This window comes from Runella zeae DSM 19591, assembly GCF_000423565.1.
In the GTDB taxonomy this organism is placed as follows: Bacteria; Bacteroidota; Bacteroidia; order Cytophagales; family Spirosomataceae; genus Runella; species Runella zeae.
The window spans coordinates 12,958-38,969 of sequence record NZ_AUIF01000033.1 but is presented as its reverse complement, the minus strand read 5'-3'; the positions used below and the strand labels follow the sequence as shown (position 1 = coordinate 38,969).

Annotated in this window: 22 protein-coding genes; 12 read left to right on the top strand and 10 right to left on the bottom strand. The window is 44.7% G+C overall.

From position 1 onward, the window contains the following. Nucleotides 1–14: 14 nt before the first annotated feature. The 8 genes from brxL to G563_RS0108975 form a co-directional block, all read right to left on the bottom strand. Nucleotides 15–2,048: a BREX system Lon protease-like protein BrxL gene (gene brxL, locus G563_RS0109010; protein ID WP_028665039.1), complete on the bottom strand. Its 2,034-nt coding sequence runs from the start codon at nucleotides 2,046–2,048 to the stop codon at nucleotides 15–17. 3 nt (nucleotides 2,049–2,051) lie between these two features. Next, nucleotides 2,052–4,589, bottom strand: a complete 2,538-nt coding sequence (gene pglZ, locus G563_RS0109005; protein ID WP_157585190.1) for a BREX-1 system phosphatase PglZ type A — start codon at nucleotides 4,587–4,589, stop codon at nucleotides 2,052–2,054. Between the two features lie 99 nt (nucleotides 4,590–4,688). Next, nucleotides 4,689–8,189 carry a BREX-1 system adenine-specific DNA-methyltransferase PglX gene (gene pglX, locus G563_RS0109000; protein ID WP_028665037.1) on the bottom strand — a complete coding sequence of 1,167 codons (3,501 nt, stop codon included), beginning with the start codon at nucleotides 8,187–8,189 and terminating at the stop codon, nucleotides 4,689–4,691. Nucleotides 8,190–8,203: 14 nt separating this feature from the next. Further along, the gene (locus G563_RS0108995) at nucleotides 8,204–8,983 is read right to left on the bottom strand and encodes a nucleotidyl transferase AbiEii/AbiGii toxin family protein (RefSeq protein WP_028665036.1); all 780 of its coding nucleotides are present in this window, start codon (nucleotides 8,981–8,983) and stop codon (nucleotides 8,204–8,206) included. Continuing rightward, nucleotides 8,980–9,636: a type IV toxin-antitoxin system AbiEi family antitoxin domain-containing protein gene (locus G563_RS36850; protein WP_229598466.1), complete on the bottom strand. Its 657-nt coding sequence runs from the start codon at nucleotides 9,634–9,636 to the stop codon at nucleotides 8,980–8,982. Before G563_RS36850 ends, G563_RS0108995 begins: the two co-directional genes overlap by 4 nt. A 15-nt stretch (nucleotides 9,637–9,651) precedes the next feature. Beyond that, nucleotides 9,652–13,167, bottom strand: coding sequence for a BREX system P-loop protein BrxC (gene brxC, locus G563_RS0108985; RefSeq protein ID WP_028665035.1), 3,516 nt, complete (start codon nucleotides 13,165–13,167; stop codon nucleotides 9,652–9,654). A gap of 2 nt (nucleotides 13,168–13,169) precedes the next feature. Then, entirely contained in the window at nucleotides 13,170–13,760 is a 591-nt protein-coding gene (locus G563_RS0108980) for a BREX protein BrxB domain-containing protein (protein WP_028665034.1), read from the bottom strand. Beyond that, the gene (locus G563_RS0108975; protein ID WP_084650812.1) at nucleotides 13,757–14,521 is read right to left on the bottom strand and encodes a BrxA family protein; all 765 of its coding nucleotides are present in this window, start codon (nucleotides 14,519–14,521) and stop codon (nucleotides 13,757–13,759) included. The genes G563_RS0108980 and G563_RS0108975 overlap by 4 nt, the downstream gene beginning before the upstream one ends. A 56-nt stretch (nucleotides 14,522–14,577) precedes the next feature. On the opposite strand from G563_RS0108975, the gene G563_RS39045 reads away from it, so the two are divergent. From G563_RS39045 to G563_RS38830, 4 genes are all read left to right on the top strand, one after another. Continuing rightward, nucleotides 14,578–14,691: an MFS transporter gene (locus G563_RS39045; protein WP_157585200.1), complete on the top strand. Its 114-nt coding sequence runs from the start codon at nucleotides 14,578–14,580 to the stop codon at nucleotides 14,689–14,691. 58 nt (nucleotides 14,692–14,749) lie between these two features. Continuing rightward, nucleotides 14,750–15,319: a Crp/Fnr family transcriptional regulator gene (locus tag G563_RS0108970; RefSeq protein ID WP_028665032.1), complete on the top strand. Its 570-nt coding sequence runs from the start codon at nucleotides 14,750–14,752 to the stop codon at nucleotides 15,317–15,319. A gap of 153 nt (nucleotides 15,320–15,472) precedes the next feature. Continuing rightward, nucleotides 15,473–15,907, top strand: a complete 435-nt coding sequence (locus G563_RS0108960) for an SRPBCC family protein (RefSeq protein ID WP_028665031.1) — start codon at nucleotides 15,473–15,475, stop codon at nucleotides 15,905–15,907. A gap of 29 nt (nucleotides 15,908–15,936) precedes the next feature. After that, on the top strand, nucleotides 15,937–16,206 hold the full coding sequence (locus G563_RS38830; RefSeq protein WP_028665030.1) for an SDR family oxidoreductase: 270 nt from the start codon (nucleotides 15,937–15,939) through the stop codon (nucleotides 16,204–16,206). 8 nt (nucleotides 16,207–16,214) lie between these two features. On the opposite strand, the gene G563_RS34080 is transcribed toward G563_RS38830, so the two are convergent. Both G563_RS34080 and G563_RS0108940 read right to left on the bottom strand, forming a co-directional pair. Beyond that, complete coding sequence (locus tag G563_RS34080; protein WP_051210844.1) at nucleotides 16,215–16,805, bottom strand: SDR family NAD(P)-dependent oxidoreductase; 591 nt, start codon at nucleotides 16,803–16,805, stop codon at nucleotides 16,215–16,217. A gap of 211 nt (nucleotides 16,806–17,016) precedes the next feature. Further along, nucleotides 17,017–17,886: an AraC family transcriptional regulator gene (locus G563_RS0108940; protein WP_028665029.1), complete on the bottom strand. Its 870-nt coding sequence runs from the start codon at nucleotides 17,884–17,886 to the stop codon at nucleotides 17,017–17,019. 162 nt (nucleotides 17,887–18,048) lie between these two features. Between G563_RS0108940 and G563_RS0108935 the strand changes: the two genes are divergently transcribed. The 8 genes from G563_RS0108935 to G563_RS0108900 all read left to right on the top strand — a co-directional run bounded on the left by G563_RS0108935 (nucleotide 18,049) and on the right by G563_RS0108900 (nucleotide 25,996). After that, complete coding sequence (locus tag G563_RS0108935) at nucleotides 18,049–18,780, top strand: 3-keto-disaccharide hydrolase (protein ID WP_084650811.1); 732 nt, start codon at nucleotides 18,049–18,051, stop codon at nucleotides 18,778–18,780. Then, a complete protein-coding gene (locus G563_RS0108930) occupies nucleotides 18,777–20,159 on the top strand; it encodes a Gfo/Idh/MocA family protein (RefSeq protein ID WP_028665027.1) in 1,383 nt (460 codons plus the stop codon). The genes G563_RS0108935 and G563_RS0108930 overlap by 4 nt, the downstream gene beginning before the upstream one ends. A 34-nt stretch (nucleotides 20,160–20,193) precedes the next feature. After that, a complete protein-coding gene (locus G563_RS36845) occupies nucleotides 20,194–21,081 on the top strand; it encodes a sugar phosphate isomerase/epimerase family protein (RefSeq protein WP_051210843.1) in 888 nt (295 codons plus the stop codon). Then, nucleotides 21,078–22,355 carry an MFS transporter gene (locus tag G563_RS0108920; RefSeq protein ID WP_051210842.1) on the top strand — a complete coding sequence of 426 codons (1,278 nt, stop codon included), beginning with the start codon at nucleotides 21,078–21,080 and terminating at the stop codon, nucleotides 22,353–22,355. Before G563_RS36845 ends, G563_RS0108920 begins: the two co-directional genes overlap by 4 nt. A gap of 14 nt (nucleotides 22,356–22,369) precedes the next feature. Next, nucleotides 22,370–23,158: a phytanoyl-CoA dioxygenase family protein gene (locus tag G563_RS0108915; protein ID WP_037326259.1), complete on the top strand. Its 789-nt coding sequence runs from the start codon at nucleotides 22,370–22,372 to the stop codon at nucleotides 23,156–23,158. A gap of 165 nt (nucleotides 23,159–23,323) precedes the next feature. Beyond that, nucleotides 23,324–24,139, top strand: a complete 816-nt coding sequence (locus tag G563_RS0108910) for a sugar phosphate isomerase/epimerase family protein (protein WP_028665024.1) — start codon at nucleotides 23,324–23,326, stop codon at nucleotides 24,137–24,139. Nucleotides 24,140–24,421: 282 nt separating this feature from the next. Further along, on the top strand, nucleotides 24,422–24,979 hold the full coding sequence (locus G563_RS0108905) for an RNA polymerase sigma factor (RefSeq protein WP_028665023.1): 558 nt from the start codon (nucleotides 24,422–24,424) through the stop codon (nucleotides 24,977–24,979). Nucleotides 24,980–24,991: 12 nt separating this feature from the next. Continuing rightward, nucleotides 24,992–25,996: a FecR family protein gene (locus G563_RS0108900; RefSeq protein WP_028665022.1), complete on the top strand. Its 1,005-nt coding sequence runs from the start codon at nucleotides 24,992–24,994 to the stop codon at nucleotides 25,994–25,996. Nucleotides 25,997–26,012: the final 16 nt, after the last annotated feature.

The window sequence follows — 26,012 nt, the reverse complement described above, 5'->3', positions numbered from 1 at the left end:
TACTGATTGCCTTCTCAAAATCTTAAAAAAGTAATATCACACGCCTTACATTTCCTGCGAGTTTGATCGATGTCGGCGATGTTGAAGCGACCTTCGATGCGGTCGAAGATGTCTAAGCCCCGGCCCAGTGAAATTTTCCAGCCGTTGTTGGCGTAAATACTGCGGTCGTGAAGCTGAGCGTCAAATCGGTAGGAGAGATGAATGCCCAAATCCTGTAAGTTTTCCTTTAATTCCTCAAAATTGTCGGTAGAATCCTGCAAATGATCGGGAGTATTGAACGTAACAACTTCCAACTCAATTTCCTGATCCGGCTCTTTGATACTGTCCAACATTCCGCAGAATTCGAGTAGGTTCTTGAATTGATATGGCAACCGTATGTACGGATCCTGTAAAGTAATTTTCGTGGCTCCCTTTAAATAATCGCTGAAGAGCTTTTGGTACGAAACCCCCGTTTGATTGTCTTTCAAACTCACCTGATGCGGGTGCAGATGAATGGAGGGGGCGGCGTCCGGAGCCGGTTTTTCTGAAACTTCTGAAGGGTCTGCCTCCGAGGTGGCTTCCTGTGCTTTGTCGGCCATGGCCGATTGATAGTTCAGGTTTTCGAGGGTTTCGGGGGCTACTTCTTTGCCGGAGGATTTGATGGTGTACCTGAACGTAACGGGCTCCGCTCTGAACGTCTCGTCAATGAGGTAAAGTTGGTCTTTGACGCGTTTTCGGCCTTCAATGGCAAAATCCAACAGTTCCAAGGCTTCTGTCTCCGTTATTTTTTTGTCCGGATACAACAGCTTGACCAAGCCCGAGAACGTTTTTCGAATGGCCGTTTTGTCGCGGGTGGAGAGAGAAGCGTCGAGTTCCACAAAGGAATCCATAAGACCGCTGTAATCGGCTTTTCGCAATTCTTTCAGGATTTCGGCGATGTAGTCCACGATAAAACCGTAACCTTTGGAAAAAACCTGATTCTTCAAAATACGTACTTCCCAACCCGGTATGTATAGGTGCATCCGATCCAGAAACGCCCCTTTGATGTATCCTTCGGGAATGGACTCAAAAAGGTGAGAGTTTTTGAGCATATACGGCACGGAGTGCTTGGTATTGCCCACAAAAGCCATGGAGGCCGTTGCCTGATAGGTCTCTTTCCCACGATTAAACGACTGATTGGCCATGTAATTCTGCATGATCTTGACCAGATCGCCGTCCACGCGTTTGGAACCGCTTTCCTGTTCAAATTCATCCAGCGCCACTACATCCCAGTATCCCACCAATCCGATTCGGTTGCCTGAATTGTTGACAAAAAGCCGCGCTTTGGACACATCCCCGCCCGATACCAGAACGCCGTGCGGCGACAATTCGGAAAAAATGTGGGATTTGCCCGTGCCCTTGGGCCCTAATTCTATGTAGTTGTAATTGTTTTCAACGTGGGTAATGAGCCTTGATAATTGGATAAATTTTCCCCTTCGGTTAAAATACTCCGGGTTTAATCCGATGCTGTGCATCAACAGATCCAGCCACTCCTCGGTTGTAAATGACGGTCGGGTCTCGATGTACTGCTCTACATTGACGTTGGATACCTGAATGGGCTTAAGGTCTTCCACAATCCAGCGAATGGTTGTATCTGCGGCGTGCGAGTAGCTCATGGTCAGAATGCACCACACCCCGCCCCCGCTCAAAAGTTTGGGATGCTGTATCACCATTCGATCTGCAATCGGGATTTGCTTAATGCCCAAATTGGCAAATTCCGCTTCGTAAACATTGGCTCGGTCGTTGAGTGATACGTTGATTTTGTCAATGATTTTGTGATTTCCCGAATTACGAATGTTGGACTTCACAACTTCGGCATCACTGCGATGGACGTAATTGTTTTTGATGACATTCTTTACTTTCTCGATGCCTTCCTGCACAATCTTCTCGTCATCGATGGCGCAGTACTGCCCCAAAAGGTATTCCAAAACGTAGGTAGGCACAACGGCGTTGCCTTTGACCAATGACGTCAGGTCCTTACGAACCACTTTACCTTCAAAATAGCGGATGATTTTCTGTTGTAAGTCCATACGTTAAAAATCCTGTTGAATGAGCGTACTGTTTTCGATGCGTTCTTCGATGAGCGGGTTGAGTCGGTCGTCTATGTCCACTACTCTCAGTTTTAAGAAAGTTTCACTCGCGGCGGCCCGGCTGAGGGTGAGCTCAAAGCGGTGCTGACGGTCGGTGGGTGAGTCAGAGGTGGAGTTCATGACGATGGTTTGTTCATTGCTGACCAATTCGAGGTCTTTGTAGATTCCTACCGCCAAGGTAATTTCTTTTTCAAAACGTCCCACTTTTTTCTCCTGCAAAAGATTGACCCGCAAAATGTTTGACACGATTCTCAATTGATTGCTAACCAGCATCGGGCGTACTTTCCCAATCACTTCCTGCTTTTTGCGGGCGCTTTCGATGATGGGTACGACCAACTCCTGCAAACTTCCGCCGCCGTGGACAAACTGATGACTGGCTCCCTGTTTTTTGTAGCGATTGGTGGACTTGGGCGTCAGTACGTACCATTCCTCGGTGAAAACCGACGTGGCCGATAGCGGAATTTGATACGCCATGGGCGTGGCCTGAACGGTTTTGACGATTTCGTAGCGCTGATGGGTTTTCAAAGTGGGCAGGCCAGAGGCTTTTTCTTTGTCCTTTTCCGCTATTTCGCGGTCGTTGTACAAAAATCCGTGGTCGGCGGTGATGAGTACCCGTGCTACGGCGTAGGTGCCGTGCAGCAGCTTGACAAGGGTTTTCAGTTCCTGAATGGCCGTTTGCACGGCTTCGATTGTGCGCCGTTCCGAGGGGCTTTTGTCGCCGGTGGCGTCAATGACGTCGTGGTAGAGATACACCAAGGAGGCCTTAAACAACTCCCGACGCTCGTCTTTGTTTTTGCGCTCGTAGTCGGTGTAGGTGATGGCCACAGCGTCCGATTTGGCACGACTCAGCAGCTTTTGCCGATTTTCGGTGCCTTCGGTAGAGATTCCGTCCAACAAAATAGCACCTTCGTTAAACTGCCAGAGGGTGCCGGGCAATAACTGCGCCATGCCCACGCTCGTACGGGAGGGAATGGCGGCGAGTTGGTAGCGTATTTGGGCCGTATTTTTGGTGTCGGCGTGGAGTTCGCCCAGCAGTTCGTGGGCTACTTCGTACCGCAGGGCGTCGGAAATGACGACCACCGTTTTTTGGTCAAAAGGCGCGACTTCTTTGCGGTAAAAATCGTATTGTTTGGGCGTGTTCAGTTGACGGTAATCAAAACTGACCTGCGACAGGCACGCCAGCCATTCGCGGTTAAGCTTTTCGGTAAAGGCTTCGTAGTGCTTGTTGAGCAGCAAATGAAGTGCGTCGGGCTCAATTTGCTCGGGGAGTTCGGAGTGGTCGAGTTGCTGATAATACCGCGTGGCTTTGCGGTAGGTTTGGTCTATCTGGTACCAAACGGCGGTGTAGCGCTCCAAATACTGCTCCGGACGGTCCAGAATGTAGGTCGGAATGGCGTTGATGTGAGACATCATCCACGCCGTTTGGCTCATCATGCCCAGGTACTCGGGCAGCGCGGCGACCTGATGGGCTTTGAGCATCAGGCGCTCCAATTGCTCCAGTACGGCCCTGGGATTAAACTCGATTTTGGTTTGTTCCTGCGCGGCTATTGCCCACAGCATATCGGTCGTAAAGAGCGAAAAAGGCGCGTCGGAGCCGTATACCTCCAGCAGTTTGGTGCCTTTGATTTGATCTTCGGCCTCGCGCAGAGCTTGCTGAAATGTGTGGTGCAGGGCTTCGTGCAAACGTACTTCCTGAACCAGTTGATTGAGGTAAATGAGGGTGTCGCGTTTGGTGATTTTCAGGGTTCGATAGGGGTCGTTGTCTTTGGCCACGGGGATTTCTTCGGTGATCTGGTTGTAGCGAATGCGCTGCAAAACGCCCCGCAAGGCTTCGGCATCTAAGCCCGTGAGCGGCTGCCCCAGCAGTTCCTGTACGGCGTGACTGAGGGCGGCCTGCAAGCCGTTTTCCTTGACTTTTTGGGTCAGTTTTTTGAGGTCTTCTTCGTGGCCCGGTAGGCTGTAGGTCAGCGTTTTGGCTAGGATCAACGCCCAGCTTTCGACTTTTTTAAACTTCAGAAAAGCAGAAAATAGACCCCGCACCAAGGCTTTTTCTTCAAAATTGTGCGGATTGAGCAGCTCACGACACACTTCTTTGGTGGTTTTGTATTTGAGCTCCCGCATGTATAGTTTCACCAAAGCCCGTTGTGACGGCAGCAGGCCGTATTCTTCCATAAACTCGGTCTCATCGTCGAGCCGCAGTTCTTTGTTGGCTATGAGCAGATCCAACAGCGGAAAAGCGCGGTACTGTTCGGCGGTTTGGGGGGCAGCTTTTGGGAGGTACAAAAACACCTTTTCGTTTTTCCACTCGCCGTGCAACTTGATTTTGAGCCGAAAATCATTGTTGTCCCAAGGTACGATGCGAACGTCGTCGACCGTGAGCTTGGCTACTTCTTCGGTAAACTCGCCTACGGGGTCGAAAAAGAACAGCACCCGCAAAGAGGGGTATTGGTGGAAATAGCTTATAATTTTTTCTTTCAGCATGACTGATTGATAGTGATTTATTTTTGACACGGAGTTTCGCGGAGTTTTGCACAGAGTTTCACAAAGTTATTCTCACTACTCACTTCTCGCTACTCACTCCTACTTTATCCCCGCTACCACCGCTTTGAATTTTTCGTAATTGACGCTGACGCCGTCGTCGAGGTCAAAGGAGATTTGGGCGTCGGCGATTGTCTTGAGGTGCAGGTCGTAGGTTTCGCATTCGAGCAGGTCGGCGCGGAGCTTGTCGAGGCGCTTGGCGTCGTCGCGGCCGAGGGTGCCGGGCTGGTTGCTTAGTTGTTCGATCTGAAACCGCAGGTTGCGCAGGTGTTCCATGAGGTAATTGGAACGGATCTTTTCGACCGTGAAACTGTTCATGCGGTGCATGTACACCAGCACCTGAAACGCCCCCTTGGGCGAGGCAAACAGCCAATAAATGGGCTTCTTTTTGTACATGCTGCAATGTACTTTCCAGAAACCGTTGACCAAAAACTTTTCCAAATCCTGATTCAGGCACTCCTGCAAAAAGTTGAGGTTGGCAATACGCGTTTCTTCGCCCCACAGCACATCCAGAAAAGTTTTGAATCGGTGCAACACATCGTCGGGAAAATCGGCGGCGGTGCCCATGAGCGGCAAAATGGCATCGGCGTCGATTTCTACGGGGTAACCGCCGATCTCATACGGGGCCAATTCGGCTTCAGTGGGGTCGGGATGGGCGATGTGCAGACCCGGTTTGTCTAACCGATAGCGGCCCATCATGCAGCCGATGGCGTAAGAGATCAATTGCTGCATCACGACTTCGCGTTTGATGGGCAGCTCGACCGCGCCGCGCTCCCGAAATTCTGACTCCAAGGCCACCAAGGCGTTAGTATCGAGTTCCTCCTGCAAGATAGTGATGTCTTTGAGGGCTACCTCGGGCGTGAGTTCCTCCTGTAGGCCGTACAGCTCGATGAAAATACGGTTGAGTTCCTCTTCGTTGGCGTGGAGTTGGAAAAAATCGTGGGTGACTTCCCGTTGCCATTGTTGGTAGGCTTCCGGCAGGTTGGCCCCTTTCTCTCCCAAAGGCGTGGTTTCAAAATCCCAACTCGTTTCGCGACTGTCCCAGTCTTTTTTTGTATTGGTGATGCAATAACTAACCTTTTCTTCAATTACTATTTTTTCAATTGGATCGGCAAATACTAATGGAAGACTTTGAATAGATCCAACTGTATAATTAATGTTATTACCGCTAATTGATAATAGAGCTTCTGTAACTTTTGTATTTAATAAGCCGCATAAGTAAAAAAGATATTTATTACTAAAAAGTGAAGGTGCCGCATCGTTAAATCCATAACCTTGTGATCTGTATCTAAAACTACTTTGCCCAGATGTAACTTTTCCCCAAGATACCGCTGGTAAATATAGAAACGATATATTTTGCGGTCTTGATTTTAACTTACCGTTTCCATCTTTAAAATTTCTTATTTCAAATCCATTATTTTCCCAATTCATAACATGTAAAATCATGGAATACCACTTCCTATTGCTACCAGCCTTATCTGTTAACAACCATTTTAAATCTTTGCCAATTTTAATTTTACTTACTTCCCATGAAAATCTTATGAATCTTTCATCATCTCTTGTTCCAATTCCTTCTTTAGCATTTCCAATTTCTTGAATTTTAGGTTTGTTAAATAAGTCAATCATTCTGTTACTCACCCAATAAGCAACAGGGGAGCCGGGTATTTTAGAGAATTCCTTGGCAGATTTAACATGCTTGTTATCATTTGAAAAATTTCTTTCAAGGAATAGCGTATGTTTATCGACCGTAGCTGGTACATTACTGAGATTAATATAGATACCTGCTCTGTTACTATACTTGCATAAACAAAATGCCACGCCTCTATTATAAGGATGTCCATCGGGAAAGCTATTCCATCCTATATGAACTAATGAATCAATATTGGATTGTGTAAAAATTAGGTTTCTTAATTTTTCAAATGAAGACAAAAACATCCAACTGTCAAGAGTCACTATGCCTGAATAAGCCTTATCAACCATGAGATTATGACACACTTCAATAAACACCGTCATTAAATCCGTTTTTGAATCAGCATAGTTTTTTTCAATGTATTTAGCTAAGCTTTCATTCATCCATTTATTACCCATGTAGGGAGGATTTGCTACAACGGCTTCATATTTCTTTAAAAGGAGAAATAATACTCTTAAATAGGGGCCTATTTTAGAATAAATTATTTCTTCATCAAAGCTTTTAAAGGGCTTATTTTCCAATTCAACCAGCCTTTTTGCGAAAAAATCAGCCGCTTCTACACTGATTGAAAATTTCATGATAGACCCTAAATTCTTGGCTTCTTTCATCAAGTTTAGAACTGCAATGAGTTCATCTTCGTATTTTACTCCTACCAAACCCAAAAAATCAAAAATTTCCTGACGGCTAAAATCTGCCGATTCAGGCATTGAATAAATATGCGGTACCCAGCCTTTTTTGATAACGTCCTTGTATTTTTTGGCTGCTTTCAGCAGTACTGCAAACTTTGCCAATTGAGCAGCCCGTTTATCTAAATCTAGCCCGAATAAATTGTTTTGTAAGATACTTTCTACCGCTTCTTCGGGCGTGTAGAATTCTTCCATGTACATCTCATACAAAAGGTCGAATCCTTCCACCAGGATATGGCCGGATCCCGCCGCCGGATCAAGAAGTTTTAATTGTGATACCTCTTTTATAATGGGACTATCGTACTTGGTATCAGCACTTTCTACCAAATATTTTAAGTCATTTTTCAGTAAACTGTCAGGGTGGAGATTTAGCCATAATTTTCCCACGGTGTTCTCAACCATATATTTTACAATCCAATTGGGCGTAAATATTTGAGTCGCTGCGGGTATATCTTTCGTCTCTACTTTTTTTCCGCTTTTTGAGAACCCTACTACTTCATCTTTTCGATCTGCTACATAAAACTGATACAGCCACCCAATCAGCTCCACGCGTTGGTAGTCGGCCTCGGTGAGGGCATCGGTGGTATTGAGCAGGTGCAAAAAGCCGTTGGCGTCCAGAATATCGTCGGGTAGGAGCAATTCGGTATAATCGTCGATGCCCCCAAACACCCGTTGAATGAGCGGGTGCGCGTGGCAATAGCCCGTCAGCAAAATCCCGAAAGCGGCCGTATCCATGGCGTAGTCGTGCAGCACCCGTTGAATGCGGCCCTGTTCGTTGGCGGTGAGGTAGGTGGTATATTCGCCACGGCGGGCGCGTTGGAGGAGTTGGGGCAGGTGTTGGTTGCCGTCGGCGTAGTCGAGCGTGGGCAGTTCGTAGCCGTTGGCCGATAAGATTTTGAGGGCTACCATGCGGTTAAACCACGTATAGGCGGCCTCTTCGGTCACTTCGCGCACGCCCCGCTTCCTAATGGCCTCGCGCAGTTTTTGGTAGCGGGGTTTGGCACCGGCATTGTCGTAGGGTTCGCCCCGGAAAAAATAGCCGCCTTCTACCCACTTCGGCTCTTCGGTGAGGTGTCCCTGGGCATCAAAGCCCCAATAACTGATTTTTTTTGCCACGCCGCCCATCAGAATCGTACGCGCCTGTTGGGCAAAGGTTTTAAGGTTCATGGTGGTATAAAATGCTAAATAACTGCCTGTTTAATGATTTGAGGAAAGAGTGTCACCATTCGGACATCGCTGGGAGTGAAGAGAAACGAGGCCACATCGCGGCCCTGTTCGTCCATGTTGAGTTTTTCGCAATGGGCCAGTAAGCGTTCTTTCAGTTGTGTGGCCGTGGTGATGCCCACTTTTTGCGCCAGATACGCGTAGTTGGGCTTGACGTTGAGGCCCAATAAAAACACCACGTCAAAAAAATCGCGGCCTTTGTTGCGCGGTCGGTTGAGAATGGCGTAGCATTTTTGGGAAAACATCAGGTCGAGTGGGGTAACGTTGATTTGCGAAAAAATCCCGAAACGGTTGAGAATGTAGGTTTCTTTCTCAAACGGGAAGTTCTGCGCCTCGCTGTCGAGCTGAATCAACAGTTTTTCTTCCTGATACCCGCTCAAGCCGTGCTGAAAAAACAGACGCGGAAATTTGACGTTGCAGCGGTAAGCGCCCTTGCCTGCTACCTGTATTTCGACTTCGTAGCCGCTGCCCTTGAGCTCTTTTTCCACGATTTCGGCCACTTGGTCAAACTGCGCTGCCGATACGGCAAAGTTGTCAAAGTCCAAATCTTCCGAAAAGCGCTTGTTTTCGTGCACCAACCGCAGGCAGGTCCCGCCCAAAAAGGCAAAGTGTTTGCCCAAGGGGCTGTCAAAGAGAATTTGCAAAATTTGACATTGGAGGTATTCGCGCAATAGTTCGCGCTCAAATCCATGCAAATGCGCTGGATAGTATTTTTTGATGGCTTCTAACGTAATCATTGCGGTAATTGGCCGAGAAGGATGGAGGTCAGTTTGGATACGCGTTTGTTGGCGATAGCATCGGCATAAGCTATCAGTTTTTCTACGGAACAGCGCTCGGCGATGAGGTCGAGATTGAGCCGCATGGCTTCCAGATCGAGTTCGTCTTTGAGGCTTGGGTTGAGATAAAACGTATCCAAGAGCGCTTTTTCGGGCTCGGCCATCAGGAAGTCGCGGTTTTCCAATCGCTGCGGTCCGTAGCCAAACAGCAGGTCGGGTTTGAGGTGATGATAGTTAAAATGCCCCAACACGGTTTCAAAATGATGGGTTTGTTTGGAAGATACCGAGAAGACCTGATAGACTCCTTCGGGAATGAAGCCATACCACCGCAGCGCCGACCACAGCGACACGTAGGAGTTGCTGCACAGGCGATTGGCCGTAAAAAAAAGACGACTTTCCGAGATTGGCTTTTGGGGCCAGGTATAGTATTTATTGATGAGTTTTTGAAGGTACTGCTTGTTCTGCCATTCCACCAAACGGCGCGTATCAAAGTCCGGGAACTGTTTGAGGATGTCATTGACGGGAATGACATCGCGCTCCTGAAAGGCTTTTTGGAAGGAAATAAAATTCATTTGTATTGTATTTTTGCGATAAATAACAAAAATACAATACAAATCGGAAAAATCAAGCTATTTAAGGATAATTACTTTGTTCTGTTGGAGCAGGCGCAGCAGTTCCGTTTTGGTGGTGAGCAGATAAGCTTCCAATTCCGCCTCGGTCGAGATGGTGGTGACCTTGCCCGAAAGGTAATATTCCTGCGTTTCGCGCACCACTCCGCCGGGGTTGGTCAAACTGGCTTTTCGATTGGCTTCGTTGACGATTTTGGTGACCTGATCAGTTTTAAATTTCGACGCTTCCGAGCGCCGCAGTTGGAGTTGGGTGATGGCCTCTGTGTTACGTATGGTATACAGCGTTCGAGTTTCGTCGGCATACACGCCCGATTCGGTCACGTTGTGCTTTTTGGCTTCCTCGGCCAATTCGACAAAAATCTCCGTGTACATTGTTATCACTTCGGTGCGCAGCGACTCCGTAAATTCTTTCAAAGCTTTCCGAATTTCTTCGTAGGCAGGTTTAATGTGGCGGAAATCAAAACGCGGGTCCTCCTTTTTTAGGAACTCCCCGATGCGATCCGCTTTTTCGTGCAATTCAGGCCCGAGGGCTTCGATATTGTCGCGGTGCGTATCGTAAAACTTACGGATGGCGTCGTAGTCATTTTTGGCTCGGGAAATAAAATCAGCGACGCCTTTGGTTTGGTCAAACTGCTTTTTAAGGTCGGTTTGTTGGTCTCGAAGTTTTGAAAAGAGGATTTTGGGATCACGGGCGGCCATGAGTTCAGCCAGTTTTTCCCGAAAATCCCGAAATACAACCCCAAAAGGATAGTGTCCGTAAAATTCTTTTTCGCTGCCGGCATACTCCTCGTGGCGTTTTTTGAAGGCCGCTTTCAGCTTATCAAACAATTCATTGCCGTCGGTCGAGGTGCCCAGGGTTTCATTAAAAATATCGGCATAAGCCCGCAGAGTAGCATCAAGCGTAGCCTGATCGATTTCTTCTCCGGCTTTTATCACGCACACCGAGCGCTCGGAAGTGACGAGGGCTTTGTTGATAAACTCCATGATGCCGTAGCGGGGCTCATTGCGGTACACCAATTCGCGGCGTTTTTTCTTCACGAGCTGCACGATCACATCCAACAAAGCTTCCGAGCGCCAGCCAAAGGGCGGTTTGGAAAATTCGCGCACGAGGTCTTCGATGTTCATTTCACCCCCAAACTTGGTAATGACCTCCTCCACGCGCTCTTCCGCTGGCGTCAGTCCAGTCGTTGTAGTTTGCAGTCCGCGCGGAATGCGCTCCTTGAGTTCCTGCTGCGTACGGGCGTAGTCCAACGACAGCTTATGAAATTTATAGAGCCGGTCGAGGTGCTTTTCGATGGCATTTTTCAGGCGTTCTTCGGGCTTGGTTCCCGTTATTTCATTGGCCTCCAGGATCTGATTGCCGCTGATAAAGCGGGTCGCGACAAACTGTGCTTCAATGCGCTGATTGATCTTGTGGAGCAGGGCCGTATTGCGCTCTTTGAATTTTTGGATGGTATTGGTCCGTTCTCCGGTGGCGGCTTCGGCGTTGTTTCTGAAAAATTTGAGCGTTTGGCAATAGCGTTCAAAATCATTGCGCAAGCCGGAATCTTTCAAATACCACTCATTGAGCGCCACGGAAAGGGTGACGGTATCGTTGGCGAGGGCTTTTTGGTTCAACGGCTTCGCATCCAAGAGCAAAACCGTGACTTTAAAATCTCCGTTTCGCAAAAACTCCTTGTCTTCCACGGCATAGCCCACCCTAAAATCGTTTTGTCCAAAGGTGTGCTTTCCCGTGATTTTGACCATTTTGCGGAACATGTCATCAAATTCCGTTAAGCGTTCCTCGTAGTTGATCGGAAGGTTTTTGATGATGGACTGCACATCCATTTCATCTTCATTGAAGAAGAAATAACTGCCGTTTTCTTCGCGAACGAGGCTGTTTTCAATCAATTTTTCCAATACATCCCTGATTTTGTTTTGGAGTTGCAGCCGGTTTTGATCCAGTTCGTTCATCATCAGCACTGTCAGGTTATCCACCGTCGAGGCAAAGCGGAGCTGAATGGTTTGCGAGAGGTTGGAGATCATAAACAGGTTTTTGACCACCCGTTGCGCAAAAGTATCATTGGCCGTAAAATCAAGGGCCGCCTGCGACGCCCGCTGCCCGCGATGGGTCAGGTTGGACCGAAATTGCTTGTTGAAAAAAGCATCAAACGGCAGAAATGCGCCGACCTCAAGGCCCTTGTCGGTTTCTTCTTTGGTCGTAAAGTGCGTGATACCCAGTACCGAACGCTCGTTGTCTTTAACCTCTTTGATGACAAAGCCCAGGTTTTGGAAGGCTTCAAACACCTGCGAAATGAGCTTGAATTGAAAAGGTACAAAGGGATAAGCTAGGATGAAATCGTCTTCGGTTTCGTAGCCTTTGTAGAGGTCGGTACGGAGTTTGAACTGATTTTGGATATAGTCTTTTTTGTCGCGAAAGAGCTGACTTAACACACGAATTCCGTCACTGCTTTTGTCCAGTACCCGTTTTTGAGTGATGTAAGAGGCGTCATTGCTCTGCAACGAAATACGGGTATCAAAGCGGCCGAGGATTTTTCCGAATTCATCCTTCACGTCGCCCGAGGTATCGGTATTCATCGCCACTTCTTCTAGGGTTTGCTGCGCCGTACAGGCAATCCACACCTGATTTTGACAATCCTGACTGACTCGCTCGATGATATTCTGGAAGTTGAGTAAGATTTCGGGATTTTTGCCAATGTACTGCGATACTTCATCCACCAAAAACACCAAACGATAGTCTTTGCCTTTGCCAGCAATGTATTCTTTCAGTTCGGGAATAAGTGTAGACGCAATCCCGATCTTGTACGAATCAGGGTGGGTCAATTTATGGTGCAGCGAAACGGTGTCCATTTCGGGAATGAGCCGCTTGCCGATGGATAGAATACTTTCCAATTCAAAACCCGCCGCCTGAGCGGCGTCTTTGTCCCAATCGTAGCCGAGCTCCTCGGCAATGATTTCTTTGAACTCGGCAAATTTGCCTTTGTTATCGAGGTACTTTTCAAACAGCAGCGCCAGCGGAATGTCCGATGCATTGTAGCCACGGTACCGGTTGAACATGTTCAGAAAGATCCGCGTGAGGCGTTCGCCGCCTGCATCGTCGGTCTCATCTTCTACGTTGAAGAGAATATCGTCACATTGAGTGGCTTGCAGGCGTTTTTTGATCAGTACTACATTACTGACGGTGATTTCGTCAACATGTCTTTTTTCGTACTCTTTCACCGCCTCTAACCAGCACTCAAATGCCTCTTCGGAAGTAGCTGGATGAAAGCAGTAGTGGGCGTATTTGATAAAGTGCGACTTTCCCGAACCGTAATAGCCGTTGATCCAAATGCCCGTTTTTCCGGTTCGTTTGTTGAGAATGGTATTGAGCAGTACATAAAGTTTTTCAATGAGCTCATCCGTAAATATATATTCCTTGATTTCAGCAGAAACGGTTTCGGCATCTTTGTTACTGACCACTACCGCCGGGTTGATGGGCCGGTCAAGGGGTTTTTTGAATATATCTTTAATTTTCATACTTATTGATTGATCAAATGAATGGCTCGGTAAAGGTTTTCGTCGTTGAGGAGTTTAAATAAATTGTAATTCTCTTTTACTTCTCCCGGATAAAAAAGGATAATTTTATACTTCTGAATGTATTTTTCAAAATTGTTCATGAATTTACTTGCGCGTAAATACGGAAAAATAGCCCCAAACCCCATCATAAACACATACGCCACTTCAGCATCAACCGACTCCCGGAAGTGTTTCTGAATTCGTTGATGTAGCCATTCAAAAAAGGCGGTGCTGTTGGCATCCTGTTTGAGAAAGAGCGCGACTTTGTCCGATTTAAGGGGCTCTTGCTCCAGATAAAAATCATATTTGCTGACCTTTCCGAAGCGCTCCTGTTGGAGAAAAGTCAACAACTCCTGAAAAATATCTAGTACCAATACATTGAGGTAGTTGTCGGGGCGGTGCAGCCTTTCTTTGATGTACAGAATTTCCTTTTGGATCTGATACTCCTCGGTGGGATCATAGACGTACATGTAAGCGGGGAAAAACAGATTCCCGGTCATGGGATTCTGAAAATCTTTATCGGCAAGCTGATTGTAGAGTTCAGTAATGGTCATAGCAGTGCTTCTTTGTCAAGTTTGGTCAGGAAACAGGCATCCAAAAACCAAGCATCGCCTTGGTGAATGAAGTATTTCCAAAAGTCAGGATTGGGGATATTGGGTTTTATCAAGGTGGTTTGATGCAGTAGTTTAGCTTCTCTGAGCATCCGCAAATAAGTTTGAATCAGCTCTTTACGGGTAGATTCTGTCCAATTACCGATGTTTGTATCTGTTTGGGAAGCCAATTCGTCGAATCGCATCTGTAAATCATAGAGGCTAATTTCACGTTCTAAAATACGCCATCGTTTGACCACCACTTCAAAATGTAAGTCAAACACCAAAGCATAGGTTTTCATGCACACATAAAAAAGGCTTACGTATTTTTCGGGGTCGGAGCATTCGAGAAAAAAATGCCAAAAAGAACCATCGACCGCTTTTATTCTTTTTTTGATTTCAGAAACAACTCGACTGCGTGCCTTTTCAGATTTAATGCTGAGTACATGGTTAAGTTTGACCTCATTGCGAAGGATTTCGAGAATGTTTTCTGAAATGAGTTGATCGCTCAATGCAATGAATTCATTTACAAACAAAGAGCCCGCTGTAAAAGACGCTGAAAATTGGGGTTTCGTCATTTGTTTTTTATCTCCGATCATTGGTAAACAGTACACGATAAATGCCGAAGAAGTGGGATACATCCAACTTCTTCTAAAATCCCAAAGGTACTCTAAGAATACAATAATCGTAAAACAAATGATGTATCGATAGCGATACCCGGACATGGTAACAATGAAATTATTCCAGAAGAGCGGTTTCTTCCTCCACCACTTCAAATTCAATTTTTCTCATTCTTGCCCTCATCTGTTTTGTTTATTTCCTTTTTATCCGCGCAAAAGTGCCCGAAACAAAAGGGAAATCGCTAGAAGAAATTGAGCGATTATTAAAATGTTAGGAATAAAATAATTAAACTTGAAGAGTGAATATCATCCTGAAGAGCTTCACAGCAAGCTATGAGTGAACTTGAAAAATACATAAAAACCTATTTTGGGGTCAGTAATGACGACCTCTCAAAAATCAGTAGCTACTTCAAACCGGTAACGTTAAAAAAGAACGACTATTTTTTGAAGGAAGGCAGATATTGCGACAAACTTGGATTTGTGCAACGTGGAATAATCAGAGAGTATGTGTTGATTGGTGACAAAGAAGTTACGAAATGGATTTCTACCAGCGGCTATTTTGTGGTGGATTTGTCTAGTTTTGTCTTTCATCAAACGGCAAGATGGAATATTCAGGCACTGACAGACTGTGAACTTTATGTGATTGACCAAAAAGACTATCAACAAATTGGCAAAGTAGTAACTCGTTGGACTGAGTTAGAGAAATTATTTATTGCAAAATGCTTTACTGTGCTGGAAGACAGGGTTTTAACGCATTTGTCAATGACAGCAGAAGAGCGCTACAATCAACTTTTCAATTTCAATAAAGAATTGTTTAATCAGGTGCCGCTGCAATACCTGGCTTCCATGCTTGGTATGACACCTGAAACATTGAGCAGATTAAGAAAAAAAGCGGCTGGATAAACTTCTTGATTTTTGTCAAGACCAACTGTTGATTTTGTACTGATCTTTGTATTGTTAATTCGAAACAATCAAAGAGGGTTCATAAAATCAATTTTATTCACCACCCTAAGCTTGACAATTTCGGCAAGTTCATCGGCACAAAACAATTCAATCATGAAAAGTATCAACAACAACGCACCGGTCAAATGCAGTAAGTCAATCACTATCAATGCAAGTTGTGAAAAAGTATGGGCAGTGATGACCAATATTGACAGTTGGGCTACTTGGCAAACAGACATTAGCAAACCAAAATTGAATGGGGAGTTGAAACCAGAAACAATATTTGACTGGAAAACAGGGGGAGCTAAAATTCATTCAACGCTTCATACGGTTGACCCAAATAAACACTTCGGCTGGACAGGCACAACTTTTGGTATGTTTGCCATTCACAACTGGACATTAACCGATTTCAAGGGGCAGACGAAGGTTTCGGTCGATGAAAGTATGGAAGGCTTTTTTGCAATGCTTTTTCAAAAATCGTTCAATAAAAACTTAGAGAAAGGAATGCAAAATTGGCTTAACCTACTGAAACAGGAATGTGAAAACTAAACGGAACGTGCATTGATTGGAGTAAATGCTTGGGCTGTTTAGAGCATCGTGAGGCCATTTATAAAATTTTTTTAGCCAATAAACGGGATATCGGGCCTGGCTACATCGCTACCCCCATCAATACGTCGTACCGAGGAGTCGGAAACCCTCTAAATGGCTACATTGTAAGTCGCACGCCGGCAGGGCGCAGGGGAACGCCCGAAGATTTGGTGGGGGCAGCTGTATTTCTGGCTTCCAGCGCCTCCGATGTCAATTCGGATTGCGTGTGTTTCCAATTAAGAATCCGCTTTAAGAGTTAGAATAAATACTAACTCTGATGAAACACGCTTGAAGGGTGTATACCGTTTATCTGAATATTGTGTGGTGCCCATTCGGTCGCCAAATTACGGGTCAGCATTTTGATGCCGCCTTTGGCTGCCGCGTAGGCTGACACGGTATCACGGCCCAACTCACTCATCAGTGAACATATATTAATGATTTTGCCGCTTTTGCGTTTTATCATGTGTTGCCCTACGTATTTCGATACCAAAAAAGGAGCAGTTAAGTTGGTCAAAATCACCTCGTTCCAGTCCTTTTCGGGCAAATCTTCGGCAGGAGCGCGTCGGATGATACCAGCATTGTTGACCAAAATATCAATAGGGCCGATATGAGTCTCAATATGCTGTATTGCCTCTTTGATACCTTCAGCATTTGTTACATCAAACAATGCGCCTGTTGCATCAATACCCTTCGCCTGGAGTTGCTGAATACATTGGGTCAGTTTTTCAGGATTACGGGCATTAACCACCAACGAAGCCCCTGCTTCTCCCAGTCCATTAGCGATAGAAAAACCAATTCCCTGTGTTCCTCCCGTAATCAATGCCTTTTTGCCTGATAAATTAAATAAAGATAAAGACATGTTTTTTGTTAAAATAATACAAGACTTTCTTGGATACAAAGGTAAAAGATACGCTTACGAAGAAGTGGGGGAGATTTAGCGAAAAATTAAACTATTCTAGCAAGTTTTTCCTGAAAATTGGAATAGAAAAGTTAAAACTTGACTTGTAATTGAGCTTTTGGGCACCGTTTTTATGGTAGAAATCAGTTTTCTATGATCTATTAAACGGCAGTTAAAACGGTTTCCCTCGTTTTCTAAATTCGAACGGGGTTTGATTTCGTAGTTTCTTAAAGGTTTGAATAAAGTGTGAAACATTTTCGAATCCTACCTGAAAACATATCTGGGTAATGGAATCTTCCCCTTTTATCAAGAGTTCACAGGCATATCGAATTCGCAAATCCGTGATGTATTGCGTAATAGTTTGACCTGTTTGCGATTTGAAATAGCGACAAAGGGCAGCTTCGTTCATGTTTGCGACCGAAGCTACCTCCAGTAGTTGGATGGGTTCGGTAAAATGATCAATCAAATAGCCCATGATTTTACTGAGCCGGTCGTTGTTTTTGGTTAGCAATTGGCTTGGAACATAATGCGGCGAGATGACCTCAACAGCACTTGAAAACGCAATTTTCTGTAAAATCGCCAAGAGTGAGATTAATTGGTCAAACCCCTCTTTTTGGGTTAATTTTATTAATTCTTCGGCAATTTGCGTTCGGAGTGGTTCTGTTAATTTGAGGCCGTCGGTGGCTCGCCCAAAAAGTGAATGGATAGCCCGGGTCTCGGGCAAATGAAAGAAGTCTTTTCCTGCAAAATCTTCAGAAAATCGCACTACGATAGCCTCTGCCGAACTGAGCGGTTGGGGTTGGTAAAATAGGGCATCATTTTTCCAATAATGAGGTAAATTTTTGCCAATGAGGATGATTTCGCCTCCTTCGAAGCGTTCTACACTCTGTCCGATAAAGCGTGTGCCTGAGCTTTTTACTACGTAGTTTAATTCTAATTCGGGATGAAAATGCCAAGGATTGGTAAAATAAGCAACAACCTCATGGCGTAAATCGAACGACTTACTTTCATTTTGAGGAACGGCAAGGAGGTTAGGTCGCATGGATTTGATTGAGTTAAGAAAATCAACCGCAAGTATATATCTATATTTGCTTTAATTAGTATTATTGAAAACTTATTGCAAATATTGCCGTATTTTTTGCAAAATAACCATTAGAATAATGAAGATTTTTATCAGAATTTTGCAAAATAAAACAACCCATTTATGTTCAGGCTGCAAACTTTACTTACCATTCTTATGGTCTTTGGCGTCATTTATGGCAATGCCCAAACTCCCAATACCTTGACTGCTTCCGAAAAAAAATCGGGATGGATTTTGTTGTTTGATGGAAAGACTACCAATGGTTGGCGTGGTGCATATAGTTTAGAATTTCCAAAACAGGGTTGGACAGTAATTAATGGCGAACTGAGGGGTGAACTCACTAACGGAGCCGAATCGGGGGATGCGGGGGATATAGTTACTGTAGGGAAGTACGATGACTTCGAACTGATTTTTGAGTGGAAATTAGGGAAAGGGGGAAACTCTGGGGTAAAGTACTTTATCGAAGAGCGGCAGCCCAAGCCTGAAAAAGGGTCACAGGTGGGATATGAGTACCAACTCATTGATGATGCTGATTATATCTACAATGGCAAGCCTTTGCCGCAAGACCTCAAAACCGCTTCCATTTATGATGTTGTTGCTGCCAAAAAGCCCAATGCCAAAATAGGGGTGTGGCATACTTCCAAAATTGTGGTGAAAAAGAATCACATCGAACATTGGCTTGACGGTATAAAAGTGCTAGATGTTGACCGAAATTCTAATTCATTCAAACAGGGTGTTCGGGATAGTAAATTCAAAGATTATCAAGGGTTTACTACCATTTCCGAAGGACATATTCTATTACAAGACCACGGACACAGCGTTGCATTCAAAAACATTAAACTCAAAGAATTATGAACCGCCGAAATTTCCTCAAAAATACCACTTTAGCTACGGCCTCTGTCGGCTTTCCCACCATAGTGCCCGCTTCAGTTTTTGGGAAAAATGCCCCTTCCAACCGAATTACCGTTGGCCTGATCGGTACCGGTCGACAGGGTTATGGACAAAATTTACAGGGTGCCGAGCAAAAAAGCCTTGGAACAAAAATTCCCGGCCTGCTGGATATCGCCGATGCCCAAATCGTAGCCGCCTGCGATGTGGACAGCTGGCGGTTAAACAAAGCCAAGACAACCATTGAGGACCACTATGCCAAAAATACAGCAAGCGGCAAATACAAAGGTTGTGCCACCTATGTGGATTTTCGGGAGATTATCGCCCGAAAAGACATTGATGCTGTGATGATCTCTACACCAGACTATTGGCATGTACCGATGGGCATTTTGGCAGCCAAAGCCAAAAAACACATCAGTTGCGAAAAACCCCTCAGCATGAGTGTGCATCAGGGGAGGGAATTGGTAGAAGCCCTCAATAAGTATAGCCGAGCCAGCGCACCGCTTATAAACCGTACCGACAGTGAGTTCCGTTCTATTCGCCCACAAAATCAGGCGGTAGAATTGGTACGAAATGGGCGAATCGGAAAGCTGCAAAAGATAGAAATACAGTTTCCTTCCGATCCCACTCCCATCCCTTCACAGGCAGATATGCCTATTCCGAAAGAACTTAATTATGACCTGTGGCTTGGCCCGATGCCCTATGTGCCTTATACTGATATGCGCGTTCATACCCCTTTTGATATCTTAAAACGCCCCAATTGGATGCGAGTAGATACCTATGCCCAAGGAATGATTGCCAACTGGGGAGCCCACTATTTTGACGTAGCGCAGTGGGCTAACAACAGTGAGTATTCAGGCCCGGTCGAGGTAGAAGGGGAAGGCGAATTTCCCAAAAGCCTCTGGAATACCATGATTAACTTTCAGGTAACATACCGCTACGCCAACGGCGTGGAAATGACCTGTCAACAAACCCCAACGAGCGCACCATCCATCAAATACATCGGCTCAGAGGGATGGATTCACGTAGAGGGGTATCCTGGTAAAATCACAGCTTCTAATCCAAAAGTGCTGGATTCTAAACCCACAGGTAGTGAGTTGGATCTGTCAAAAACGCCGTGGGATAAGACTGATTTTATCGAGGCTATAAAAACAAACCGCAAAACCTTGGAACCTATTGAAGTAGGACATCGTACCATTTCGATTTCACAAATTGGGCTCATTGCAGCTCAGGTAGGAGCGGGGGAGAAGCTGAAATGGAATCCCGAAAAAGAATTGTTTGAGGGTAATAACTACGCCAATGCGCTTCTGGCGGCTCCATTGGCAAGGAAAGAATGGGCAATGTAAAACTGCTTTAACCGTTGGCAAAAAGAAAACAAAAATGGCACTCAGAATACAGTTTTTATTTCTTTTTTGGATAGGATGTGTAACAATAGCATTAGCCCAAAAAATCAAAAACGATTTTTTTACCCTGCACAACATCATTCGGGGCGACAGTACCTACAATACCTTTGATAAACAGGTAGAATTTATCAAAAAATCGGGTTTTGATGGCATCGAAATCAATCAAACCCAAAGTTTTGAAGGCATGAAAGCCGCCCTTGATAAGCATCAATTTACGGGGTCTTATTTTTACGTAAGAATTGAGTTAAAAGAACCGTATATAGATAAGCGTTTAGAACAATACATTCAGCAACTCAAAGGAAGCAAGACCATCATTGCCCCCTTTATCATTGCTACTGCTTCGTTTAAGCCTTCGTCTCACGAGGCAGATACATTGGCAGTAAGATTACTGACCCAAATCTCAGATTGGGCCAAGGCTTCCGGTTTGCAAGTGGCTCTCTATCCTCATCACGGGTTTTATGTAGAGCGAACCGATCATGCCCTGACGTTGATTAAGCAAATCAATCGAAAAAATGTGGGGTTGACTTTTAATTTGTGTCATTGGTTGGCCACTACTTCAAATTCAGAACGCTTGGCACTGAAACCCCACTTGAAAGAACTCAAACCTTATCTTAAAATGGTTACTATTTGTGGGGCTAACGACGTGATAACTCAGCAAAAAACGATATGGGATGATTATATTTTGCCCTTGGGAAGCGGTAGTTTTGATACCTATGGTTTGTTGAAATACATCATTAAAGACCTGAAAATGAGTGTACCTATTGGGGTACAGTGTTACAACATAAAAGGTGACAAACCACTGTTAGTTCAAAATACAATCTCGGTTTGGAAAGAGTATAAAAACCGCCTAGAAAACGAAAAATGAAATTAGAAACTCAGTATTCACCTCCGCAAAAACCTACTTTCATGCGATGGTGGGTATGTGCTCTACTTTTTTTTGCCACGACCATCAATTACGTTGACCGTCAGGTATTGGCCATTTTAGCCCCGCAATTACAAAAAGAAATTGGCTGGACAGAAATAGAATACGGCTATATCGTCACGGCATTTCAGCTTTCGTATGCAGTCGGTTTGTTGTTGGCTGGGAAATTGATTGATTTTCTAGGGACTAAACGAGGATACATTCTCTCCATCATTGTATGGTCGTTGGCGGCCATGAGTCACGCCTTGGCTCGCACAGCAATGGGTTTCGGGATAGCCCGATTGGCATTGGGCATTGGCGAATCAGGCAATTTTCCGGCCGCCATTAAGACCATTGCCGAGTGGTTTCCCCGAAAAGAACGGGCCTTGGCAACGGGTATTTTCAATTCAGGATCCAATATCGGGGCCATCGCTGCGCCCTTGTTAGTGCCCGTCATTGCGCTCAATTTTGGGTGGCAGTGGGCTTTTATTCTCACTGGGTTGCTTGGGTTCATTTGGCTGTTTTTCTGGATAAAAATGGTTCACAACCCCGAAAATCACCCGTCGGTCAATGCAGCAGAAGCGAACCTGATAAAAGCGGATACAGTTTTTGATGACGAAAAATCCGCCTCATTATGGGAAATAATCCGAACTCGTAAAGTTTGGGCAATTGCCATCGGAAAATTCATGACTGACCCTATTTGGTGGTTTTTTCTGTATTGGTTGCCCAAGTTTTTAAATACCACTTACGGGCTCCAACTAGACAAAATCGGTGTTCCACTTATTGTGGCTTATTTGATTGCCGATGTAGGAAGTATTGGTGGCGGCTGGCTTTCGTCCAAATTTTTACAAATGGGTTGGAGTCTCAATGCTTCTCGAAAAACCACGCTGCTCGTCTGTGCGCTGCTTGTTATTCCCATTTATTGGGTATCGGGTATGGCTCAACTATGGCCTGCTGTGTTGCTGATTGGTCTTGGAATGGCGGCACACACAGGATGGTCGGCCAATATGTACACGTTGGCTACCGACTTTTTTCCCAAAAAAGATGTCGGAACCGTGGTGGGGTTTATAGGTATGTCGGGGGCGGTGGGTGGGATGTTGATGGCCTCCGCCACGGGGCATTTGCTCGAAGCTACGGGTAGTTACAAAAGTCTTTTTGTGGTGGCTGCTTCCATGTATGGGATTGCCCTGCTCATCATTCATCTGATAGTCCCTAATATTGATGCTGTAAAATCTTAAAAATAGATATAATCATGAAATTTACCCAAGAACATCTCGAAACCTACCAACGTGATGGCTACGTGGTAGTTCGTAACTTCTTCACGCAGCAAGAAGTAGATTTGCTTTACAAAATTGCCATTGATGATGACGTAATGAGCAAAAAAAGCTATGACCGCACCGATGCCTCAGGCCTGAAAACCAAACTAGCGCTATGGTATTCGTTGGACGAAAGCCTGTACAGTAAATTTGCTCGCTCAGAACGAATTATAGAAGGGGTAGAGCAGATACTGGGAGGAAAAGCCGCTCATTATCATTCTAAATTGATGCAGAAAGAGCCCAAAACAGGCGGCGCTTGGGAGTGGCACCAAGATTATGGCTATTGGTATAAAAACAACGGGTTTCTATTTCCTGATATGTTAAGCGTTCTGACTGCCCTTACTCCCGCAACGAAAGAAAATGGCTGTTTGCAAATGATTCGAGGCTCGCACAAAATGGGGCGGGTTGAGCATGGTTTTGCGGGTGAACAGGTAGGGGCAGATATGGAGAAGGTAAATGAAGCCCTGAAAATTATGCCCTTGGATTACTTAGAAATGAACCCCGGCGATACGGCTTTTTTTCATTGTAATACCCTCCATGCTTCGGCGGCAAACCTCTCCGATAAGCCTCGTTGGTCAATCATTACAGCCTATAATTTGGCAACTAACAAACCCTACAAAGACGTTCATGCGAGCAGTTATACTCCGATTGAGCCTTTTGCAGGAGATTTATTGGCAGAGAAAGCCGTGAGTATTACTGATGAGGCTGAATTTTTGGTGAAATAAGTAGATTGAACGTACTAAAATTAGGTAGTACCCTGACTACCTAATTTTTCAAAGTCTACAAAACAAATCGTGAGGTGTAGAACCTTACTTAAATTATAGGAAGCAAGCGTTGGAGTTCTACTTTTCACAATTAAAATGTGAATTTTACTCAACAATAAAAATAGCATGAATATTAAATTCTTTGCTCCTTCATGGGGTAATACATTACCTTTTGCATTATTCTGTAAAAACGTCAAAGAGGCAGGTTACGATGGGGTGGAAATGGCATTGCCTCTTGAAAAAACAGAAAAACAAGCGATTCTTGATATATTAAGAGACTTCGACCTCAAGTTTATTGGGCAATATTACCAATCGTTTGAGCGTGACCTCAGCGAACATGCCAAAAACTACGAGAAATACCTCCGTCATCTCATTGAAGCCCAACCTATTTTGGTCAACTGCCAAACGGGCAAGGACTATTTCAGTTTTGAGCAAAATAAACATTTGTTTGAAATTGCAGAACGTATTTCCAAAGAAACAGGCGTGAAAATTATTCACGAAACCCACCGTGGTAAAAGTCTTTTTGCTGCACACATTACCCAACTTTACCTTACTTCCCTTCCTAACTTACGCATCACGCTGGACATTTCACATTGGTGTAATGTCCACGAATCGCTCTTGGCCGACCAAACTGAAGCCGTGGAGTTGGCTTTACACCACGCTGACCATATCCATACCCGCATCGGGCACCCCGAAGGCCCTCAAGTAAATGACCCTCGGGCTCCTGAGTGGAAAGAAACCTTTGAAACCCACCTGAAATGGTGGGATAAAATCGTGGAAATACACCGAAAAAAAGGAACGCAACTGACGATGAACACTGAGTTTGGACCCGCTACCTACATGCCTGTATTGCCCTATACCCAACAACCCGTGGCGAGTCAGTGGGAAATCAATGTATTTATGATGAATTTTTTGAAGAAGAGGTATGCCACTTTGTGCTAAAATACCAAAATTAAGTACTATGACATTGAAGACCTTTAAGCCCCCGAACAAGTGCCTTTGAGCTTGGCATATCTGAAAGGACTTTGATAGAATAACATTAAGGTAGCGAATAGAAAACAAGATAGACGAAGTTAGGTTTATTACTTCGTCTATCTTGTTTTTTTATGGCCCTAAATGAGCTATTTTCGAGTATTTTGGTATTTTTTAAAATAAAAATAGAAATTATTTTAGGGATTTGGGGGATAAGGTGAACCTTAAACAAAATTGAACGATAGTTGACAGATGTACTACTCCAATCTAACTGATGACATATTGATCGATTTATTGAAAAATGACGATGCGAAAGCCTTTGAAGTAATCTATCGGAGGTATTGGCGTCAGCTCTATGGATTTGTGTATCAGCAATTGGGTTCAAGGGAGGAAGCCGAAGAAATCGTGCATGATTTGATGTTGAGCCTCTGGCAAAATCGCCAACAATCTCAAATTCAAAATCTGAAAGTATATTTCTTTATCGCAGCCCGCAATTTGACTAACAAATTCATCAAATCCCAAATCAATCTTCGCAAGTACCGTGAGTACCAGATTTTGCATGAGGTGTTTGAGAAAGTAGATGCCAACGAGATTTTCAATGTCAATGAGTTGTCAAAGGCAATCGAACAAGCCTTGAAGAAAATGCCCGAAAAAACCGCCACAATTTTCAAGATGAGCAAAATAGAAGAGCTACCGGTCAAGAAAATTGCTTCTCAAATGGATTTGACCGAAAAAGCCGTAGAATACCACATCACTAAATCCTTGAAAATGTTGCGATTATACTTGCAGGATTTTCATTCAGATAATTAAAATTTCGTCCAGATGACAAAGCATGAGTTTGATATACTCTCCGACAAATTTATGAAGGGTGAATGCTCTCCCGCCGAAATCGCTTTGATGGAAAAGTGGGCGGATTTGCACTTCAATCACCACGACGATAAGGTAATCTTTGAAAGCAGTTCCGAACTTCAAGCCATAGATACTCGGCTTTGGCAACGCATCCAGGCCGATGCCATGCCCGTAGCGCAAGGCCAACTAAGGTCACTTTCAAAGTGGATTTGGGTAGGTGCTGCTGCTGCTTGTATTAGTTTGGTCATTGGGTATTTTGTATTCCTAAATCATCCATCGCCAGAAATTGTCAGCCAACCTACGCACGGTATTGAGACCAAAAACATTGATAGTTCGCAGCAAAAAGTGGTGCTACCCGACGGTAGTATTGTGATTCTTGCCAAAAACGCCAGCATCATTACCGACGAAAATTACAATCAACAAACCCGAACCGTGTATCTAAAAGGAGAAGCTTTTTTTCAAGTAAAACGTAATGAAAAAATACCCTTTTTGGTTCAATCAGGCAATTTAGTAACCGAAGTGCTTGGCACAAGTTTTCGTATTAGTCCACAACCTAACGGAAAAATGATTGAGGTATCCGTAAAAACGGGGCGGGTTTCGGTCTATGCCAAAGAGCCTGAGCTGTCTAAAAAATTAAACGGTGTGATATTAACCCCCAATCAAAAAGCACTCTTTGATAACGAATTAAAAACCATACGACAGGAGATTGTGGAAATGCCACAGGTTATAGTTCCTGATATTGCTTCCACCGACTTTCAATTTGAAGAAGCAAACATCGAAACAGTATTGGCACTCATCCAAAAGATATATGGAGTAGAAATTGTGGTGGCCAATCCTGTGCTCAACCACTGCGCATTCACGGGCGATTTAAACGGCCTCTCCATGTACAAGCAGTTGGACTTAGTATGTGCTTCTATCAGTGCCGAATACGAAGTGCGTGGTACAACTGTCTTTATCCAAGGAAGTGGCTGCCACTAAATATGTTTCGTTCAAC

Bases quoted from the DNA above. Each gene is read 5' to 3' on its own strand.
- brxL (WP_028665039.1), bottom strand. From the start codon at position 2,048: ATGGACTTACAACAGAAAATCATCCGCTATTTTGAAGGTAAAGTGGTT.
- pglZ (WP_157585190.1), bottom strand. From the start codon at position 4,589: ATGCTGAAAGAAAAAATTATAAGCTATTTCCACCAATACCCCTCTTTG.
- pglX (WP_028665037.1), bottom strand. From the start codon at position 8,189: ATGAACCTTAAAACCTTTGCCCAACAGGCGCGTACGATTCTGATGGGC.
- G563_RS0108995 (WP_028665036.1), bottom strand. From the start codon at position 8,983: ATGATTACGTTAGAAGCCATCAAAAAATACTATCCAGCGCATTTGCAT.
- brxC (WP_028665035.1), bottom strand. From the start codon at position 13,167: ATGAAAATTAAAGATATATTCAAAAAACCCCTTGACCGGCCCATCAAC.
- G563_RS0108980 (WP_028665034.1), bottom strand. From the start codon at position 13,760: ATGACCATTACTGAACTCTACAATCAGCTTGCCGATAAAGATTTTCAG.
- G563_RS0108975 (WP_084650812.1), bottom strand. From the start codon at position 14,521: ATGTCCGGGTATCGCTATCGATACATCATTTGTTTTACGATTATTGTA.
- G563_RS0108970 (WP_028665032.1), top strand. From the start codon at position 14,750: ATGAGTGAACTTGAAAAATACATAAAAACCTATTTTGGGGTCAGTAAT.
- G563_RS0108960 (WP_028665031.1), top strand. From the start codon at position 15,473: ATGAAAAGTATCAACAACAACGCACCGGTCAAATGCAGTAAGTCAATC.
- G563_RS34080 (WP_051210844.1), bottom strand. From the start codon at position 16,805: ATGTCTTTATCTTTATTTAATTTATCAGGCAAAAAGGCATTGATTACG.
- G563_RS0108940 (WP_028665029.1), bottom strand. From the start codon at position 17,886: ATGCGACCTAACCTCCTTGCCGTTCCTCAAAATGAAAGTAAGTCGTTC.
- G563_RS0108935 (WP_084650811.1), top strand. From the start codon at position 18,049: ATGTTCAGGCTGCAAACTTTACTTACCATTCTTATGGTCTTTGGCGTC.
- G563_RS0108930 (WP_028665027.1), top strand. From the start codon at position 18,777: ATGAACCGCCGAAATTTCCTCAAAAATACCACTTTAGCTACGGCCTCT.
- G563_RS36845 (WP_051210843.1), top strand. From the start codon at position 20,194: ATGGCACTCAGAATACAGTTTTTATTTCTTTTTTGGATAGGATGTGTA.
- G563_RS0108920 (WP_051210842.1), top strand. From the start codon at position 21,078: ATGAAATTAGAAACTCAGTATTCACCTCCGCAAAAACCTACTTTCATG.
- G563_RS0108915 (WP_037326259.1), top strand. From the start codon at position 22,370: ATGAAATTTACCCAAGAACATCTCGAAACCTACCAACGTGATGGCTAC.
- G563_RS0108910 (WP_028665024.1), top strand. From the start codon at position 23,324: ATGAATATTAAATTCTTTGCTCCTTCATGGGGTAATACATTACCTTTT.
- G563_RS0108905 (WP_028665023.1), top strand. From the start codon at position 24,422: ATGTACTACTCCAATCTAACTGATGACATATTGATCGATTTATTGAAA.
- G563_RS0108900 (WP_028665022.1), top strand. From the start codon at position 24,992: ATGACAAAGCATGAGTTTGATATACTCTCCGACAAATTTATGAAGGGT.